This window comes from Flavobacterium cheongpyeongense, assembly GCF_003202435.1.
Lineage (GTDB): Bacteria > Bacteroidota > Bacteroidia > Flavobacteriales > Flavobacteriaceae > Flavobacterium > Flavobacterium cheongpyeongense.
This window is the reverse complement of the sequence record NZ_QJHK01000026.1, coordinates 1-17,364: the sequence shown is the minus strand read 5'-3', so window position 1 is coordinate 17,364 and position 17,364 is coordinate 1. Positions and strand designations below refer to the sequence as shown.

Sequence of the window (17,364 nt, the reverse complement as noted above, 5' to 3'; positions counted from 1 at the left end):
CGTAGAAAATATATGAAAAAAATTACTCTTGCATTACTATTATTAAGTTCTTTTAGTATTTTATTTGCTCAGGCTCCACAGAAAATGAGTTACCAATCGGTTATTCGTAAAACAGACGGAACATTGGTTGTAAATACTTTAGTAAGTATAAAAAGCAGTATTTTATTAGGTTCAGCAAGCGGCACAGCGTCTTATGTTGAAACGCAAACAACCACCACGAACAATAACGGATTAGCAACTATAGAAATAGGAGGCGGAACACCTGTTACAGGTACTTTTGAAGGTGTCGATTGGGGTGCTGGATCACATTTTATTAAGACTGAAATTGATCCAGCAGGAGGGAGTAATTATACTATTAGTGGTACAAGCCAGCTTTTAAGTGTGCCTTATGCACTATATGCCGGAAGTAGTAAGAACCAAGGGAAGACAAGTATTGTAATAACGGGTGATATTACAGATGCAGAAGCAACAGTAAAAATAGCAACTGAGTATGGACCAAATACAGAAAATGTCTATGTTATTAATACAACAAATTTGACAACTTTAGATTTAAGTGTAGTTAAAAGTTTAATTGATATAAATATAAGTGATAATTTAAAATTAGTTTCTATAAATTTAAATGGTCTTACCGAGGTTTATAACGATCTAAGCATAGGAAATAATGAAAAACTGAACACAATTTTATTTCCTGTTTTGAAGACTGTAAATGGTGATTCTCATATTATTGGTAATTCATCGTTACAATCAATTTCTTTGCCTTTATTAACTAAAGCTCAAGTGATTTTTTTTAGAAATAATTCTATTCTTTCTTCTATTGATATGCCATTATTAGCTTCCCTTTATAGATTGGGAAGTATTAGTTTTGATAAAAATGCACTATCAAGTTCCCAGGTTAATTTGATCTTAAGCAGAATATTAAATATTACTCCTGCGACCGGAAAAAATATTAATATAGGAGGTCAAATCCCCCCAGCTCCTCCTACAGGACAAGGAATTGTTAATAAGACAACTTTAATTAATACAGGTAATAACGTTATAACTGATTAAAATTTAAACTATTGATAAATTTAGAAATTACCAGTCATAAATAAGGCTGGTTTTTTTATTTATGGAAGATTCATAAAACGTAAATCATGCAATTTTTTTTTAAAGTAATATAAAAACTATTTTCAATTTAGTTCTCAACTTTACATTACTAGAAAAAAAAATAATTTAAAAACATAAGATTATGAAACAATATATTCAGAGGATTAATCGCAGGCTATGGTGCCAAAAAAATTGATGGAGGTTGTTTTGAAACTATTTTGGTTTTATCATTATTTGGCTTCTTCTTGGGCAATGCAGTTGATTTTTCGAGGAAAATTAAATCAAAAGTATTAGATTCGCACAACTAAAAAATGGATTTATATACTAAAAGTAAATTATAATGGCATCAGGGTTTTTCGTACTATTAGATGATATTGCAGCAATTATGGATGATGTTGCAGTAATGAGTAAAATTGCAGCAAAGAAAACTGCGGGTATTTTAGGGGATGATTTAGCAGTAAATGCTGAAAAAGCTTCTGGGTTTGCATCTTCCAGAGAGCTTCCTGTACTTTGGGCAATCAGCAAAGGGTCGCTACTTAATAAAGCTATTATTCTTCCAATAGCATTTTTGTTGAGTGCTTTTTTACCAGTTGCTATTATTGTGATTCTAGTTTTGGGAGGATTATTTTTGGCCTACGAAGGTGCCGAAAAAATATATGAATTTATATTTCCGCATTCACATGAAGAATCAGAAGGAATATCGGAGGAAACCTTTACGGAGGAAGAAATTTTGGAAATGGAAAAAGGAAAAATAAAATCAGCTATCATAACTGATTTTATATTATCTGTTGAAATTGTAATAATTGCTTTGGGTACCGTCATTGAAGAACCTTTAATGCAGCAGATTATTGTCACTTCAATAATTGCAGTAATTGCCACAATTGGTGTTTACGGTATTGTAGCTCTTATTGTTCGAATGGATGAAGCAGGTTACAGACTTATTAAATTTAGTAAAAGAGAAAAAAGTGTGTCAAAATTTATAGGTAATATTTTGGTAAAAGCACTTCCGTTAATAATCAGGAGTCTAACTGTTATTGGTACAATTGCATTGCTCTTAGTAGCCGGAGGGATTTTTGTTCATTATATCCCGTTTTTTCATCATTATGTACCCGCAATTCAACTTCCTTCTGTAATAAAAGAGTTTGTTATTGGACTGGTTTTAGGGCTTATCGTTTTAGTAATCGTAAATATCTTTAAAAAGATTTTTGAAAAAAAAGCGTAAGCTATATCTAGTAATATATAAAAAAAACACCAGAATCACTGGTGTTTTTTTTATCCGATTATCTTAAAGTCGCTCCAAGTTCAGTTTCAAAAGTCTGTTGCAGTTTGGTCATAATCTTGTCAATCTGCGAGTCTGTTAGTGTTTTTGTATTATCCTGAATGGTAAAACTCATAGCGTACGATTTTTTGCCTTGAGGGAGTTTATTACCTTCATAAACATCAAATAAATTGATGTCTTTCAAAAGATATTTCTCTGTTTGTCTGGCTAAATTATAAATACTTTCGTAAGTTGTATGCTGATCAATCAAAAGAGCTAAATCTCTGCGAACTTCAGGATATTTTGGGATTTCAGAATATTTAATTTTTCCGGTGATTATTCTCAGAACCAAATCCCAGTTAAAATCGGCATAATAAACCTCTTGTTTTATTCCGAAATGTTTTAAAATTGATTTTTTTACACTTCCCAGTTCAACCAGCGTATCATTGTTGTAGCAAATTGAAATTCCTTCTGAAAAAATATCAGTTTTCACAGGGATATTTGAAATTTTGTCTATTCCTAAACGATTTAAAATACCGGCTACATACCCTTTCAATAAAAAGAAATCAGTGCTTTTTTGTGGACTTGTCCAGCTTTCTTTGTTTCTGTTTCCTGAAATTAACAAACTCAAGTGTTTATGTTCTTCGTAACCATTCAGGTATTTATGATATGTTTTTCCAAACTCAAACAGTTTTAAATCTGAATTTCTTCGGTTGATATTGTATGATATCGCTTCTAAACCAGAGAATAATAAAGATTGTCGCATAGTAGACAAATCGCTGCTCAGAGGATTCAGCATCGTAACATTATGTTCTTCTTTTAACGATGTTGACAATTTTACATAGGCAGCTGTTGTTAATGAATTTGCCATCATCTCATGAAAACCTTGTGAGTTTAACTGTGATGCAATTACATTTTGTACTTTATAATCTTCCGTTCTTGGTGAATTGGATACTGTTGCATTAAATTTTTTAGAGAAATCAATATTATTATATCCGTATACTCTTAAAATTTCTTCAATAACATCTATTTCACGCTGAACATCGACCCTATAGGCCGGAATTGTCAATCCTAAACCGGAATCAGAAACACTATTTACTTTAATATCTAAAGAAACCAGTATTTTCTTAATGGTATCTTTTGGGATTTCCTGTCCGATGATTTTTGACACATGGCTAAAGTTTAAGAAAACAGAAAAGTCTTCTACCTTTTTAGGATACACTTCAATTACATCAGAGGTTATTTTTCCTCCTGCGACTTCCTGAATTAAAAGTGCAGCACGTTTTAATGCATATTCAGTAATAGTTGGATCAATGCCTCTTTCAAATCTAAAAGAAGCATCTGTATTTAATTGATGTCTTTTGGCTGTTTTACGAATACTAACGGCATCAAAATAGGCACTTTCTAAAAATACAGCAGTAGTTCCTTCAGTAACGCCTGATTTTTTTCCTCCAAAAACACCTGCGATACAAAGTGGTCCTTTTTCATCGCAAATCATTAAATCTTCGGCGTGTAATGTTCTTTCAACATCATCTAAAGTAACAAACTTAGTTCCCTCCGGAAGTGTTTTTACAATTACTTTTCCGTTGATTTTTGCCGCATCAAATGCATGTAGAGGCTGACCTAATTCGTGTAGGACATAATTGGTAACATCAACAATATTATTTTTTGGTGTTAATCCAATGGCTTTTAAGCGGTCTTTCAGCCAGGCTGGGGATTCTTCTACGGTAATACCTGAAATTGTTACGCCGCAATATCTTGGTGCCAAAAGAGGCTCTTCGACATTTACGTCAATTTTCAGGGTACGCATATCAACTCTGAAATTGCTTACAGAGGGCGTAATTAATTCTACATTTACACCACGTTGCAGCATTCCGGCTCTTAAATCACGAGCTGTACCAAAATGGCTCATTGCATCAGCACGATTTGGAGTTAACCCAATTTCGAAAACTTCATCATTTGCTATTTTAAAAACCTCAGAAGCGGGAGTCCCGGGAACAAAAGCATCATCCAGAACCATAATCCCATCATGCCCTGTACCAAGACCTAATTCGTCTTCAGCGCAAATCATTCCATGGCTTTCCTGTCCACGAATTTTTCCCTTTTTTATAGTAAATTCTGAGCCTTCTTTATCATATAAAACGGTTCCTATTGTTGCTACCGGTACTTTTTGACCTGCCGCAACATTTGCTGCACCACAAACAACCTGTATAGGAGTTTCTAAACCAATGTTTAGGGTTGTTACTTTTAATCTGTCAGCATCAGGATGTTTTTCACAAGTAAGCACGTGTCCTACAACAACTCCTTCTAAGCCTCCTTTTACTGATTGGTATTTTTCGACAATTTCAACCTCTAAACCTAAATCTGTTAATAATTCAGATGTCTGTTCTGATGTCCAGTCTGTTTTGATAAATTGTTTTAACCAGTTATAAGATATTTTCATGTTAACTTTATTGTTCTTAAATAAAGGTGTAAATATAAGGATAGATTGCGGGAGTTGGAAACTATTTTTTTGTTTTTTGAGCAGGTATTATTTTTTAAAAATCAAATAGGATTAAGATCGTTTTTCAAAATTCTAATAAAAAAGGCAGTAACAAAATGGTCACTTTTATTGGTTTTGAATTATTTGGATGTACAAATTCTGTCATGTACAATCCAAATTAAAATTTATAGAAAAGTAGAGCCAACTTTTAAGCAAGTGCATTTTAAGGGGTGTTACAAGTTGTACCGATTCTTATAAAATTTGTTTTTATAGTCTTGTCTTTTTTTGCTTTGAGATTAAATTAATTCTTCTACATGTTTTTTGATGTTTTCCGATATTTTTTGCGTAGGCAAGTCATTGGCATCCATACCAAACGGATCTTCAATTTCTTCGGCAATTAATTCTAAACTAGCCAAAACATAAAAAATAAAAACCACAACAGGAATTACATAATAGCCTAAGGTAAAAACATATGCAAAGGGCAATGTAAGGACATAAATAAAAATGAATTTTTTGATAAAGGCACTGTAAGAGTAGGGTATAGGTGTGTTTTTGATTCGTTCACATGCACCACAAATATCTGTAAAAGAGGTTAATTCATTATTAAGGATTATTAATTGATCACCTGAAATTTTTTTGGCAGAATAAAGATCCTGTATTTTTTGGTACATTATTTTAGCTATCTGATTGGGTCTGTGTTTATGATGATCAATTTCTAAATCAACATCATCGAAAAGTTGTTTACCTGTTTCTTCGTCTTTCAAATGTTTATTTAAGATAGAGGCATAGCCAGGGATTATTTTTCTAAAAAAAGTCCTGTCTTTTTCATCTGTTAAAACGGCAGAAAGTTTAATCGCCAGATTGCGGCTGCTGTTTACCAGATTTCCCCACATACGTCTCCCTTCCCACCATCGATCGTATGCCGTATTAGTTCGATATGCCAACAATAATGAAATTACAAAACCTAACATTCCGTGCATTATTGAGATGTTTTTAACATGACTGTCTTCTGGTAAAGCCCAATATTCTATTTCGAGATACGCAATTCCGCTACAGTAGATCCCTATAAAAAACATTACAGGAATTAATTTGCGAAATGTATCTGCTTTACTTAAATGAAAAATAAAACTAAACCAGTCTTTTGGGTTGTACGAAGTCATATGAAAATTTTAAATTAAGTTGAGGTCAAAAACGAATATTTCCTGCTAATTCTTTCAAAGCAATTTCAGATAATTTTGCCTGATATTGCGCATTGCTGTACCGCACTTTTGCATTGACATAATTTAATTGAGCCGCTCTGAAATCAAGTGTAGTAATGGTTCCTATTCTAAATTTATCCAGCGTAATCTGCAGGTTTTGTTTTGCTATTGCTTCGTTGTCCTCTTCCAGATCAATTAATTCAAGATGGGTCAGATAGGTTTGAAAAGCAGTGCTGATTTGTGTATTTAAAATCATGTTTTGTTGTTCAATAGCGATTTGTGAGTTTTCAATTTCCAATTTTGCCACTTTTTCATTTCGATGCTGATTAAAACCGTCAAAAATATTTAAAGTTGCATTAAAACCATAATTTAAACCCCTTGCTGAGGTTTGACTTGTAAATCCTAAACTCGACTGACTTTCGGCAAAATTATAACCGGAGGTTAGGTTTACTACAGGGTATCGGTCTGCTTTTATTTGTTTTAGCTCTAATTCGGCAATTCGTTTATTAATGACCTGAGCTTCTAATGCAGGATTTTGTTTTTGTGCCAAATCCATCAAATCAGCTAAAACCAGACTATGATCAACTGTAATGACATTAGAAACAGTAAAAACTGTTTTTGGATCACGTGCCAGATATTGGTTCAGTAAAATTTTAGAATTTGCGTATGCTTCTTTTTGTTTTAATAAAGTAACCTGATCCGTATTTAAGTCCACCTGAGCATTTAGAACTTCTAATTTTGAAGCTTTTCCAATAGTGAAACGGTTTTGTGCCAATTCTAATCTTTGCTTTGAAATTACAATGGTGGTATCTAAGGCTGCCAGTTGTTGCTGCTGTTGAACTAGATCAAAATAAGCCGAATTAACCTGACCGATTTTAATTAAAATTGTTCTTTTTAATTCTGAATCGCCTAACTTTTGCAGCTCTTTCAGCTGATCTAAACGGGCAAACATTTTCATTCCGTCAAAAACAGTCCAGCCAAGGCTTACTCCATAGTTTAAATTGTTGTTTTTAGCATTATCCAAAGAGACAGATGTTCCGTCCTGACGGGTTTGGGATGAATTTTGAATACTGTTGTTGTCTGTAACCGAAGCAGTGGCGACTGGCAACATTCCGGCATTTCCGAGGGTAACATTCGTTTCGCTGATCTTTAAATTGTTTTTGGCAATTTTAATTTCAAAATTATTTTCTAAAGCTATTTTCATCGCTTCTTCAATAGTCAGGAGTTCCTGAGCATTACTTTTTGCTATACAAAACAAAAATAAAATAAGGCTTTTTAATATTGTTTTAGTTTTCATATTATAAATTTTGGTTTTGAATTGTATTGTAAACTCTACAATTCAAAACTCTTGATATTTTATTTCAAAAATTAAGAATCTATACCTTGCTTTCTCTTTCGTATGCTTCAATATGGTCAAATTCCGGATAATGCTTACGGGCTTTCGACCACATCAGATAAATGGCCGGAATTACAAAAAGTGTCAGTGCCAAAGAAAAAATGGTGCCCCCTACGATAACAACTCCCATTCCGATTCGGCTTGTAGAAGCAGCTCCCAGCGACATTGCGATTGGTAAAGCTCCTAATGCAATAGCCAGACTCGTCATTAGAATAGGACGCAAACGCGCCTCCGAAGCTTCCATAATCGCATCATATTTTGATTTTCCCTGCTCGCGGAGCTGATTGGCAAATTCTACGATCAAAATACCATTTTTGGTAACCAGACCAATAAGCATTACAGTACCAATCTGACTGAAAATATTCCAGGTCTGACCAAAGAGCCACAAGGAGAACAGCGCTCCCGCAACTGCCATTGGTACTGTCAGGATGATGATAAAAGGATCAATAAAACTTTCAAACTGAGCCGCTAAAATCAGGAAGATAAGCAGTAAAGCCAACCCAAAGGCGAATGAAGTATTAGAACTACTTTCCACAAAATCCCTCGATTCCCCACTTAAATCCGTGGTAAAACTCTGATCCAGGACTTTAGCTTTAATTCTGTCCATTTCTTCAATACCGTCGCTGATGCTTTTGCCGGGTGCCAAACCTGCCGAAACAGTTGCCGACATGTATCGGTTATTGTGGTAGAGCTGCGGAGGATTACTTTGTTCCTCTATTTTTACAACATTATCCATCTGAATCAATTCTCCGCTTTTATTTTTTACAAACATAGAGGTTAAATCCAATGGTTTCGAACGGTCTTTTTGATCGAACTGACCAATAACCTGATATTGTTTTCCGTTTTTAATGAAATAGCCAAAGCGCTGACCGCTTAAGGAAAGCTGTAAAGTCTGGGCTATATCAATGATAGAAATCCCTAAACTTTCTGCTTTTTCACGATCAATACTGACATTTATTTCCGGTTTGTTAAATTTAAGATTTACATCGGTAATTGAGAATAAGTCGCTTTTACCGACCTCCTCCATGAAAACAGGAATTTTTTCTCGTAACTTTTCAAAAGTCGGAGCCTGAATGATGTACTGAATAGGCAGTCCTCCACGTCTGTTAACAGCAATTGTGGGTTGTTGGATTACAGATGTTTTGGCATTCGGATATTGTTTTGTCCATTTTGTTAATTTGTCTGCAATGTCTTTTTGAGAACGTTCTCTCTGATCAGGTTCTTTAAGAGAAAGTCTGATAAACCCTGTATTTGTTGCAGAAGCTCCAAAGCTAGGTGCCGTAACAACCAGACTTACTTTTTTCTCAGGGACAGAATCATCTGCCAGCTTTGAAATTTCCTGCATAAAACGATCTGTATATTCATACGAAGAACCTTCTGGAGTTGTCATTCGCATCGTTACAGAACTTCGGTCGTCATAAGGTGCTGTTTCTTTTGGAAGGATGGTAAAAAACAGATAAATCAATCCGAAACAAACAATCAGGATTGGGAAGCTGATCCATTTTCGATCCATAAATTTAGAAAGGCTTTCTGCATAAGTGCTATTCATTTTTTCAAAGAAAGGCTCAGTCCTAACGTAGAATTTAGATTTTTTCTGTTCACCGCCTTTCATCAGATAAGCATTTAGCATTGGCGTTAAAGTGAGGGATACAAAGGCAGAAATTAAAACAGCAGAACCAATGACAACACCAAATTCCCTAAAAAGCCTTCCTACGAAGCCTTCTAAAAAAATTACAGGTAAAAATACAGCTGCCAGCGTTACAGAAATAGAGATTACAGCATAAAAAATCTCGTTAGAACCTTTAATTGCCGCTTCAATTGGTGACATTCCCTCTTCTACCTTTTTGAAGATATTCTCGGTTACCACAATTCCGTCATCAACCACAAGACCAGTTGCTAATACAATCGCCAGCAAGGTTAATACATTTATAGAAAATCCGAGCATCCACATAATGAAAAATGTGGCAATCAGGGATACGGGAATATCAATTAAGGGTCTGAAAGCAATTGCCCAATCTCTAAAAAAAAGATAAATAATAATGATTACTAACAGGATAGAAATGCCCAAAGTTTCGACAACCTCTAATACTGATTTTTTTACAAACTGAGTATTATCTAGAGCGATATTTAGTTTGATGTCTTTTGGTAAGTCTTTTTTAAGGGTTTCGTATTTTTTATAAAATTCAGATGAAATATCAAGGTAATTGGCTCCCGGCATAGGTACAATGGCCATACCAATCATCGGAAGTCCTGATGATTTTAATGACGTCTCAATGTTTTCAGGCCCTAATTCGGCACCCCCAACATCACTTAAACGAACAATTTTATCTCCGTCTGTACGAACTATAATATTATTGAATGCTTCGGCACTGGATAAGTTTCCAATCGTTTTTACGGTTAATTCGGTATTGTTACCGGTTAGTTTTCCTGAAGGCAGTTCTACATTTTGTGCATTCAGAGCATTACGTACGTCTGCAACGGTGCATTTATAAGCGGTTAATTTTACAGGGTCTATCCACAAACGCATGGCGTAGCGTTTTTGTCCCCAAATCTGAACACCGCTTACTCCCGGAATAGTTTCTAAACGCTGGGAAATTACATTTTCGGCATAATCACTTAATTCTAATGAGTTTCGGGTATCACTCTGGACTGTCATCGAAATAATAGATTCACTATCGGCATCAGCTTTTGATACAACCGGTGGTGCATCAATATCCTGAGGTAAATTTCTAACAGCCTGCGAAACCTTGTCGCGAACATCATTTGCAGCCTCTTCAAGATTTTTGTCTAAATTAAATTCGATTGTAATAGTACTGCTTCCCTGATTACTCGATGATGTAATATTTCGAATTCCGTCGATTGCATTTACAGCTTTTTCTAATGGTTCAGTAATTTGGGACTCAATAATATCAGAATTAGCCCCCGTATAATTGGTTCTGATCGAAACCTGCGCCGGATCAATTGACGGAAATTCACGAACCCCCAAAAAAGTATACCCGATGAAACCGAATAAAATGATCAGAAGGTTCAGTACAATCGTTAAAACAGGCCTCTTTATACTTGTAGTTGATAAACTCATTTTGTTGAATTATAAAATATTAGTTATGAATTATGAATTACGAATTATTAGTCCTGAAATGATAATATCAATTTCAAAACTTATAACTCCAAACTCATAACTTAAAATTACTTAACTTTAACTTTTATCGGAGCTTCATCTTTTAAGGACATAACACCACTTGTGATTAAAGTGTCGCCTGCTTTTAATCCGGATAAAATTAAAACTGAAGCATCTGTTCTGGTAGTTGCATCCACTTTAATTTCTTTGGCTTTGCCCATATTGGCAATATAAACTTTTTTGCCATCCTGAATTGGAACTATAGCTTCCGAAGGAATTAGGATTGCATCCTTAATGATATTTAAAGGTAATTTTACGTCTGCAAATGTTCCCGGGAACAGTTTACCATCAGTATTCTCTGCAATGGCACGTATTTTCAAAGTACGGGTTGCCACTTCTACTTCTGGTTCGATTGCATATATTTTTGCTTTATAAATTTTATCTGATCCTGAAACTGTAAAATCAATAACAGAACCTGATGTAACCTGAGCAGCATATTTTTCAGGAATAGAAAAGGTAATTTTTAATTTGCCGGTATTGACCAGTTTTGCTACTAAAACTGTAGGAGTTATATAAGTTCCAGGAGAAATTGAACGTAAACCTATTTTTCCTGAAAAAGGCGCTTTAACAGCAGTTTTGGCAATTTGAGCCCTGATTAACTGGGTCTGCGCTTTTGCGGAAGCATAATCGGCGTTGGCAACATCAAATTCTTCCTGGCTGATAGCTTCTTTTTCTAATAATAATTTGGCTCTTCTTTTATTTTCACCCGCCAGACCTTCTTTTGTCTGAGCCTGTCTGAGTTGTGCACGCAACTCAGTATCATTTACCTTAAAAAGAACCTGACCTTTGGTTACATAACTACCTTCGGTAAAATAAATGCCTTCAACAATTCCAGAAATTTCACTGTGAATTTCTACCTGCTCATTCGCTTCGATAGATCCTGATAAAGATAAAGTATTATCAAAAATAGAGGTTTTAACTACGACTCCGGTAACGGTTGTTGGTTTGTCTTTATCCCCAAATTTTTTAGATTCGTCGTTTTTCTTTTTGTTAGAGATCACACGGTAGGCGATAAATCCTCCCAGGACTATAATTATAAAGGCGTAAATTAGATTTTTTACTTTCATGAAAATTTATGGTAAATATGTTTTAGGTATTGAATTGGAAATTACAAATTTAGTTTTTTGGTAGCAAAACAAAAGGGCTTACTGTTTATTTAACACTTGTACGTACAAGTGTTTTTTGGACATGAAAGTTTATGACTTAAGTTTTGAAAAAAAGTTTAATTGAAATATCGTTTTTTTTAAATCATTTTAAAAAGCTAATCCTGTTGTACGCTGTATCTTTTATGCCGAACCCCGGCACAAAAGGATGTCGCTTTCAGGGCTAGGGCTTTTGGGGCAAAAAAAGATTTTGTTTCCTTTACCGTTTTGCCATTATTATTGATATTTCGTTTGTGTAACTGAAAAAAAATGCAACAAAACGGTCGATGTTCTGTTGCATTTGAATTACTGATTTTCGAAACCTGCTAAGAATTGCTAAACTGCAGATTGCTCAGGTTTTTATAAATGCCGTTTTCAAGATTTATCAGCTCCTGATGTGTTCCTTCTTCGGTGATTCTTCCATTATCCAGAACTAAAATTTTGTCAGCGTTTCTAATGGTCGAAAGACGGTGCGCGATAATAATACTAGTTCTTCCTTCCATTAAAACCTCTAAGGCTTCCTGTACTAATTTTTCGCTTTCACTGTCTAAAGAAGAAGTAGCTTCGTCCAAAATTAAAATACTTGGGTTTTTTAATAAAGCCCTTGCGATTGCAATACGCTGACGTTGACCACCTGATAATTTTACACCACGTTCACCCACCAGGGTTTCAAATTTTTCTGGAAAGCCTTCCACAAAGTTCAGTGCATTGGCTTGTTTCGCTGCCAGCATTATTTCTTCATCAGAAGCATCCGGTTTTCCGTAGGCAATATTTTCCCGGATGGTTCCTCCAAATAAAATCACATCCTGCGGAACGATGCTCATATTGCCGCGAAGGTTTTCCAGATCATAATCATAAATATTTTTCTCATCTACTAAAATTTCTCCGGAAGTAATATCATGGAAACGTAGTAATAATGAGGAGATAGTCGATTTTCCGGCGCCACTTGGCCCTACAAGCGCAATCTTCTGACCAAAACCAGCTGTGAAGCTTACATTTTTAAGAACTTCAACTTCTTTTCTTGACGGATAACTGAAAGCTACATTTTTGAAAGTTACATTGCCTTTGATTTTTTCTATAGGAAATGCTTTTGGATTAGCATTAATCGCTTCAGGAGTTTCTTCCAGTAATTCAAAAACACGTTCAGTGGCTCCCACCGCTTTTTGAATCTGTGCATACATTTCGGCTATTCCGCCAAAAGAAGCACCAATGAATGTGGTATAAAGTACAAACGAAATTAAATCACCAACGCCTTCAACTTCACCTTTTATCGTTAAGGTAATGCCGTACCAGACAACAGCAACCACACATCCAAAAAGGCATAAGATAATAAACGAAGCAAAATAACCTCTGTACTGACCGCCTTTGATTGCGATTTTTACAATTTCTTTGATTTTGTTTTTATAACGCTGAATTTCGTACCATTCATTAGCAAAAGCTTTTACATTGGTGATTCCCTGTAACGTTTCTTCCACAATGACCTGGCTTTCGGCTACTTTGTCCTGCGTTTTTTTCCCGTATTTGCGAATAAACCTTCCAAATATAACAGCAGCAACAGCAACAACGGGAACAATGGCCAACATCATCAGTGTTAGTTTTGGGCTAATATTTCCTAAAATAACAAACCCGCCAATAATTAAAATAAACTGGCGAAGAAACTCGGCTATTGTTGTAGTAAAAGTATCCTGCAATTGCGAAATATCAGCACTGATCCGGCTGTTCAATTCTCCCACTCGTTTTTGAGCATAAAAAGACATGGGAAGTTTGACCAGATTTTCATACAGTGCAAACCGAATATTGGATAGAGAATTTTCAGTAAAATTGACGAAAAGAGAAATTCTGAAAAACGAAAATATGGCCTGTAAAACCAGAATTCCCATTAGGGCGATTGCAATTTCATTTGCTTTATCGAGATCTTTATTGGTTACACAATCGACCAGCATTCCCATTAATTTCGGAAAGGCGAGGGCAGTAGCACTGGTTAAGAGTAAAAAAACCAGACCGAGGAAAAATTTCCATTTGTGGTTTTTAGCATATTTAAAAATTCGGATTGCTTTTTGAAGGGAGTTAGCGTCTAATTTAGCTTTCGGTAAATCATTTTCCTGAAATCTTGCCATTTGAGTATACAATTAAGGTATGCAAATGTATGACTATAGTAAGTGAATACAAAAGGAATAATTAAAATTAGCTTTTCGGATTTCGTTTTTAACTAAATGCTAAGACAAGGCGCAATTTTATTTCGTTTTTAAAGAGCTGAATAATAGCTTTCTAAAAGTATTCGTGAATTTTATTTTATATTTTTTATCAAAAAGGCTTGCAAATACAAATTCTAGGTGTATATTTGCACTCGCAATCACAAAATGATAGCAGCCTAGTAAAATAGGGCGATTAGCTCAGCTGGTTCAGAGCACCTCGTTTACACCGAGGGGGTCGGGGGTTCGAACCCCTCATCGCCCACCAAGAAACTCCTTAAGAAATTGAGGAGTTTTTTTTTACGATTTTCAGAGTGTTGAAAGATTGTAGATTCACACTCAAATTTGGGGAGATACTCAAGCGGCCAACGAGGGCAGACTGTAAATCTGCTGTGTGAACTTCGCAGGTTCGAATCCTGCTCTCCCCACAAAGTACCAAAAACTCCAAAGTCTTGCGATTTTGGAGTTTTTTTATTTCCTAAACTTATGGATTAAGATTTTCTCAGATTATCTACTCTTTTTACGAATCCTCCACTTTCAATTAATCCACTTTAGATAGTACTTCAATCAGGATTTGTAAGATAAATGATTATAGAATTTGTATAATTTATTTATTTTCGCAGACTATCATTTTGAAATGGCTAAATTCAGGAATAAATATAGAATAGGATCACACCGATTACGTCATTGGGATTATTCTTCAAATGCCTTGTATTTTCTTACCATTGTGACCCAAAACAGGGAATGTGTTTTGGGTGATATTATCGCCGGGGAAATACAATTATCCGAAATGGGCAAAATTGTAGAAAATGAATTTTTGAAATCATTTGAAATTCGTAATGAATTGTTTTTGCACGAATGTATCATAATGCCTAACCATTTACATATGATTGTGGAAATATGTGATTCCGGCAATGAATCAAACGATCTGATTGATAATGTAAAATCGCACGGCGACAACGTAAAACCGCACGGGTACGTTGTAGAACCGCACGGCCGTGCGGTTCTACACCCCAACGGTGTGGTTCAACAATTGCAATCCATAAAACCGAATCGTCCTGTCCGATTACCCAAATCCATTTCATCGTTTATTGCCGGATTCAAATCGGCGGTAAATACCAAAATTGATGATTATATTGACGAACATCATTTACCAATACCAAAATACAATAAACAAAATCATTTTTTTCAACCCAATTACCACGACCATATTGTCAGAAATGATTTTGAATATCAAAGAATAGCGAATTACATTATACAAAATCCGATCGTGTGGGAAAATGATAAATTAAACCATAAGAAATGATTAAGTAATCCGAAGAAATTTTAGTAGAACAATTCGTTGGGCAATTACAAAAGCCGGATTATAAATATACTACTATTGCTGCTGAAAAAGCATTACCGGCAAACCTTAAAATACAATTAGAGAAGCACAATTTTTTTTCATGTATTATTCATGCACTATCCATGCTTTATCTATGCCTTATCTATACATGAAATTCAAGGGTGTGTCGTCATAAAATAACTATAATGTGCCGTCCTAAAAAAACTATACAGATTATTTAAAATTCCATCCTAGTGTTACACCAAAAGCTACAGGTTTAATTTCAGCATCTTTATCCGTACTATACAATCCATTAGTTTCCCTATCAGATGCAGATGTTGGGTTATAACCAATATAGGATTCATTCTTGTTTTGGTCTAAAATTGAACCATATCCATTTTCCAGAAACATTGCCGCATATAACGAATTCTTTCTGCCTACATCAAATGTAAATCCTAACTCAAAAGAACTCATTATAATTCCTTTGGTTTTATACTCTCCTGATGAGGAATAATTATCCTGGCTACCAAAACCATATTCTGGTAAATCATCAATAGTCAGGTTTACATCTGGATAATAAGCGCTACCATTTACGTAATCGGCTGTTGCTTTAATTTTATAGTTTACAGGTAAAAAATATTTAGCTCCGGCTCTAAAATTAAAATCAATCCCCTTATTAATATTTGTTTTATACTGGACAAAAAGAGGGATTTGCAGAGCATGTAAAGTTTGTTTTTCTCTATAATTGTTGGTTGTAACGTTATAAACAAATGCCGAAGTGGAAGCATCAACTTCAAAACTAGTGAGTGTTGCAGAAGGCTGAGACAAAGAAACTTCTTGTTTGTATTGTGAGAACTCTAGCCCTGAACCGATACCAAAATGAGTATTTAAAGAGTAGATATAACCTGCTTTTACGGCTCCGCCAAGGCGATTAGCTGTTTGTATACCAGTAATATCACTCTGAATATTTCCTATTCCCGACTGTATACCTACATAAAACTGTGCAGCTATTCCTTGGGAAATTAAGAAAGCTATAGTTCCAATTATGTTTTTAATATTGAGTTTCATAGATGTAAAATTTATTTTTTAGTGTCCCTATACGTTATCGCCTTTTTACTCCTTGCTTTTTGTTCACACAAATTTGTTGTTAATGACGATTTCATACTTGTTTTTAAATTAGAATAATCCATCCTCATTCATTAAAAATGAGGATGTCATATTCTGTAAATTATTTTTAATTTTTAACGAGAAGGTTTTTTGTAAAATATTTACCATTTGCTAAGGTCATTTTTACAATATAAATTCCTTCAACGCTCGGAGCACTCATGTCAATAGTATTTTGACTTGGGTTTGTAATAGTAGTCAGCAAGTTACCTGTTAAATTATAAAGTTCAACACGTGCATTTTGTAATCTGCCTGAACTAACATTCGTTATCAATTGGAAAGTCGCATTACTTCTAACAGGGTTTGGAACAATTCTTATGTACTCTTCTTCTATTGTTGGAGATAAAGTCAAGGTACAGGTTGTAATTAATGTTCCGTCTAGTTTTGTTGCTACTGCATAATAAGTTCCATTCAAGGGACCACTTTCTTTGAAATATTGTAAAGTTTGTCCCGGAACTAAAACCCCATTTTTATACCAGCTATACGATTTAAAACTCTTAGAACTATTGTCAAAGAAGATAACATCTTCAAACTGTTTTCTAATCAGGTTAGGCTGACTAGATACTACTGGTAAAACTACAGCCGGAGCTGCGTTGTAATTCATGTTGCCTGGTTGTGATGCTGTTATAGTCGCCGACCCATAATTTTGAAAAATTAATGAATTATTTGAAACAGTAGCAATGTTAGTATTAGAAGAAGTATAATTTACTGCTAAACCACTATTAGCAACAGCATTCAAAACAATACTAGTCTCTCCATTACAACCTAATTCCAAAGTCTCATTCCAGGTAATTACCTGATCTGCTTTTGTAATAATAAAATTAGAGCCATTATACATAATGGTATAATTTCCACCGGCACTTAAATTACCTTGTGTGATAGCGTAAACACCCACATTCTCTCCAGCAGTTCTGCTTAAAGCTCCTGTGAAAGAATCACCACT

Annotated in this window: 11 protein-coding genes and 2 tRNA genes; 5 read left to right on the top strand and 8 right to left on the bottom strand. The window is 34.7% G+C overall.

What is annotated here, in order from left to right:
- Positions 1-12 precede the first annotated feature (12 nt).
- Positions 13-1,047 carry a hypothetical protein gene (locus tag DMB65_RS19780; RefSeq protein WP_110308362.1) on the top strand — a complete coding sequence of 345 codons (1,035 nt, stop codon included), beginning with the start codon at positions 13-15 and terminating at the stop codon, positions 1,045-1,047.
- Positions 1,048-1,426: 379 nt separating this feature from the next.
- Positions 1,427-2,308 carry a DUF808 domain-containing protein gene (locus DMB65_RS19775; RefSeq protein ID WP_110308361.1) on the top strand — a complete coding sequence of 294 codons (882 nt, stop codon included), beginning with the start codon at positions 1,427-1,429 and terminating at the stop codon, positions 2,306-2,308.
- A gap of 58 nt (positions 2,309-2,366) precedes the next feature.
- On the opposite strand, the gene pheT is transcribed toward DMB65_RS19775, so the two are convergent.
- The 6 genes from pheT to DMB65_RS19745 all read right to left on the bottom strand — a co-directional run bounded on the left by pheT (position 2,367) and on the right by DMB65_RS19745 (position 13,858).
- A complete protein-coding gene (gene pheT / locus DMB65_RS19770; RefSeq protein WP_110308360.1) occupies positions 2,367-4,787 on the bottom strand; it encodes a phenylalanine--tRNA ligase subunit beta in 2,421 nt (806 codons plus the stop codon).
- Between the two features lie 335 nt (positions 4,788-5,122).
- The gene (locus DMB65_RS19765; protein WP_110308359.1) at positions 5,123-5,986 is read right to left on the bottom strand and encodes a bestrophin family protein; all 864 of its coding nucleotides are present in this window, start codon (positions 5,984-5,986) and stop codon (positions 5,123-5,125) included.
- Between the two features lie 25 nt (positions 5,987-6,011).
- The gene (locus tag DMB65_RS19760) at positions 6,012-7,322 is read right to left on the bottom strand and encodes a TolC family protein (protein WP_110308358.1); all 1,311 of its coding nucleotides are present in this window, start codon (positions 7,320-7,322) and stop codon (positions 6,012-6,014) included.
- Positions 7,323-7,401: 79 nt separating this feature from the next.
- On the bottom strand, positions 7,402-10,500 hold the full coding sequence (locus DMB65_RS19755) for an efflux RND transporter permease subunit (protein ID WP_110308357.1): 3,099 nt from the start codon (positions 10,498-10,500) through the stop codon (positions 7,402-7,404).
- Positions 10,501-10,607: 107 nt separating this feature from the next.
- Entirely contained in the window at positions 10,608-11,666 is a 1,059-nt protein-coding gene (locus tag DMB65_RS19750) for an efflux RND transporter periplasmic adaptor subunit (protein WP_110308356.1), read from the bottom strand.
- 401 nt (positions 11,667-12,067) lie between these two features.
- On the bottom strand, positions 12,068-13,858 hold the full coding sequence (locus tag DMB65_RS19745) for an ABC transporter ATP-binding protein (RefSeq protein ID WP_110308355.1): 1,791 nt from the start codon (positions 13,856-13,858) through the stop codon (positions 12,068-12,070).
- A 265-nt stretch (positions 13,859-14,123) separates the two neighbouring features.
- Here DMB65_RS19745 and DMB65_RS19740 point away from each other — a divergent pair.
- The 3 genes from DMB65_RS19740 (at position 14,124) to DMB65_RS19730 (ending at position 15,239) form a co-directional block, all read left to right on the top strand.
- Positions 14,124-14,201: transfer RNA gene (locus DMB65_RS19740), tRNA-Val, on the top strand.
- 79 nt (positions 14,202-14,280) lie between these two features.
- Positions 14,281-14,361: transfer RNA gene (locus DMB65_RS19735), tRNA-Tyr, on the top strand.
- Between the two features lie 170 nt (positions 14,362-14,531).
- The gene (locus DMB65_RS19730; RefSeq protein WP_123955369.1) at positions 14,532-15,239 is read left to right on the top strand and encodes a transposase; all 708 of its coding nucleotides are present in this window, start codon (positions 14,532-14,534) and stop codon (positions 15,237-15,239) included.
- A gap of 252 nt (positions 15,240-15,491) precedes the next feature.
- On the opposite strand, the gene DMB65_RS19725 is transcribed toward DMB65_RS19730, so the two are convergent.
- Positions 15,492-16,325, bottom strand: coding sequence for an outer membrane beta-barrel protein (locus DMB65_RS19725; protein WP_110308353.1), 834 nt, complete (start codon positions 16,323-16,325; stop codon positions 15,492-15,494).
- 166 nt (positions 16,326-16,491) lie between these two features.
- The coding region (locus DMB65_RS19720; RefSeq protein WP_133249521.1) for a T9SS type A sorting domain-containing protein at positions 16,492-17,364 on the bottom strand (873 nt) is incomplete at its 5' end.

What these genes read in the sequence shown, in the direction of transcription:
- DMB65_RS19775 (WP_110308361.1), top strand. Translation starts at nt 1,427, where the DNA reads ATGGCATCAGGGTTTTTCGTACTATTAGATGATATTGCAGCAATTATG.
- DMB65_RS19755 (WP_110308357.1), bottom strand. Translation starts at nt 10,500, where the DNA reads ATGAGTTTATCAACTACAAGTATAAAGAGGCCTGTTTTAACGATTGTA.
- DMB65_RS19760 (WP_110308358.1), bottom strand. Translation starts at nt 7,322, where the DNA reads ATGAAAACTAAAACAATATTAAAAAGCCTTATTTTATTTTTGTTTTGT.
- DMB65_RS19765 (WP_110308359.1), bottom strand. Translation starts at nt 5,986, where the DNA reads ATGACTTCGTACAACCCAAAAGACTGGTTTAGTTTTATTTTTCATTTA.
- DMB65_RS19745 (WP_110308355.1), bottom strand. Translation starts at nt 13,858, where the DNA reads ATGGCAAGATTTCAGGAAAATGATTTACCGAAAGCTAAATTAGACGCT.
- DMB65_RS19750 (WP_110308356.1), bottom strand. Translation starts at nt 11,666, where the DNA reads ATGAAAGTAAAAAATCTAATTTACGCCTTTATAATTATAGTCCTGGGA.
- pheT (WP_110308360.1), bottom strand. Translation starts at nt 4,787, where the DNA reads ATGAAAATATCTTATAACTGGTTAAAACAATTTATCAAAACAGACTGG.
- DMB65_RS19725 (WP_110308353.1), bottom strand. Translation starts at nt 16,325, where the DNA reads ATGAAACTCAATATTAAAAACATAATTGGAACTATAGCTTTCTTAATT.
- DMB65_RS19780 (WP_110308362.1), top strand. Translation starts at nt 13, where the DNA reads ATGAAAAAAATTACTCTTGCATTACTATTATTAAGTTCTTTTAGTATT.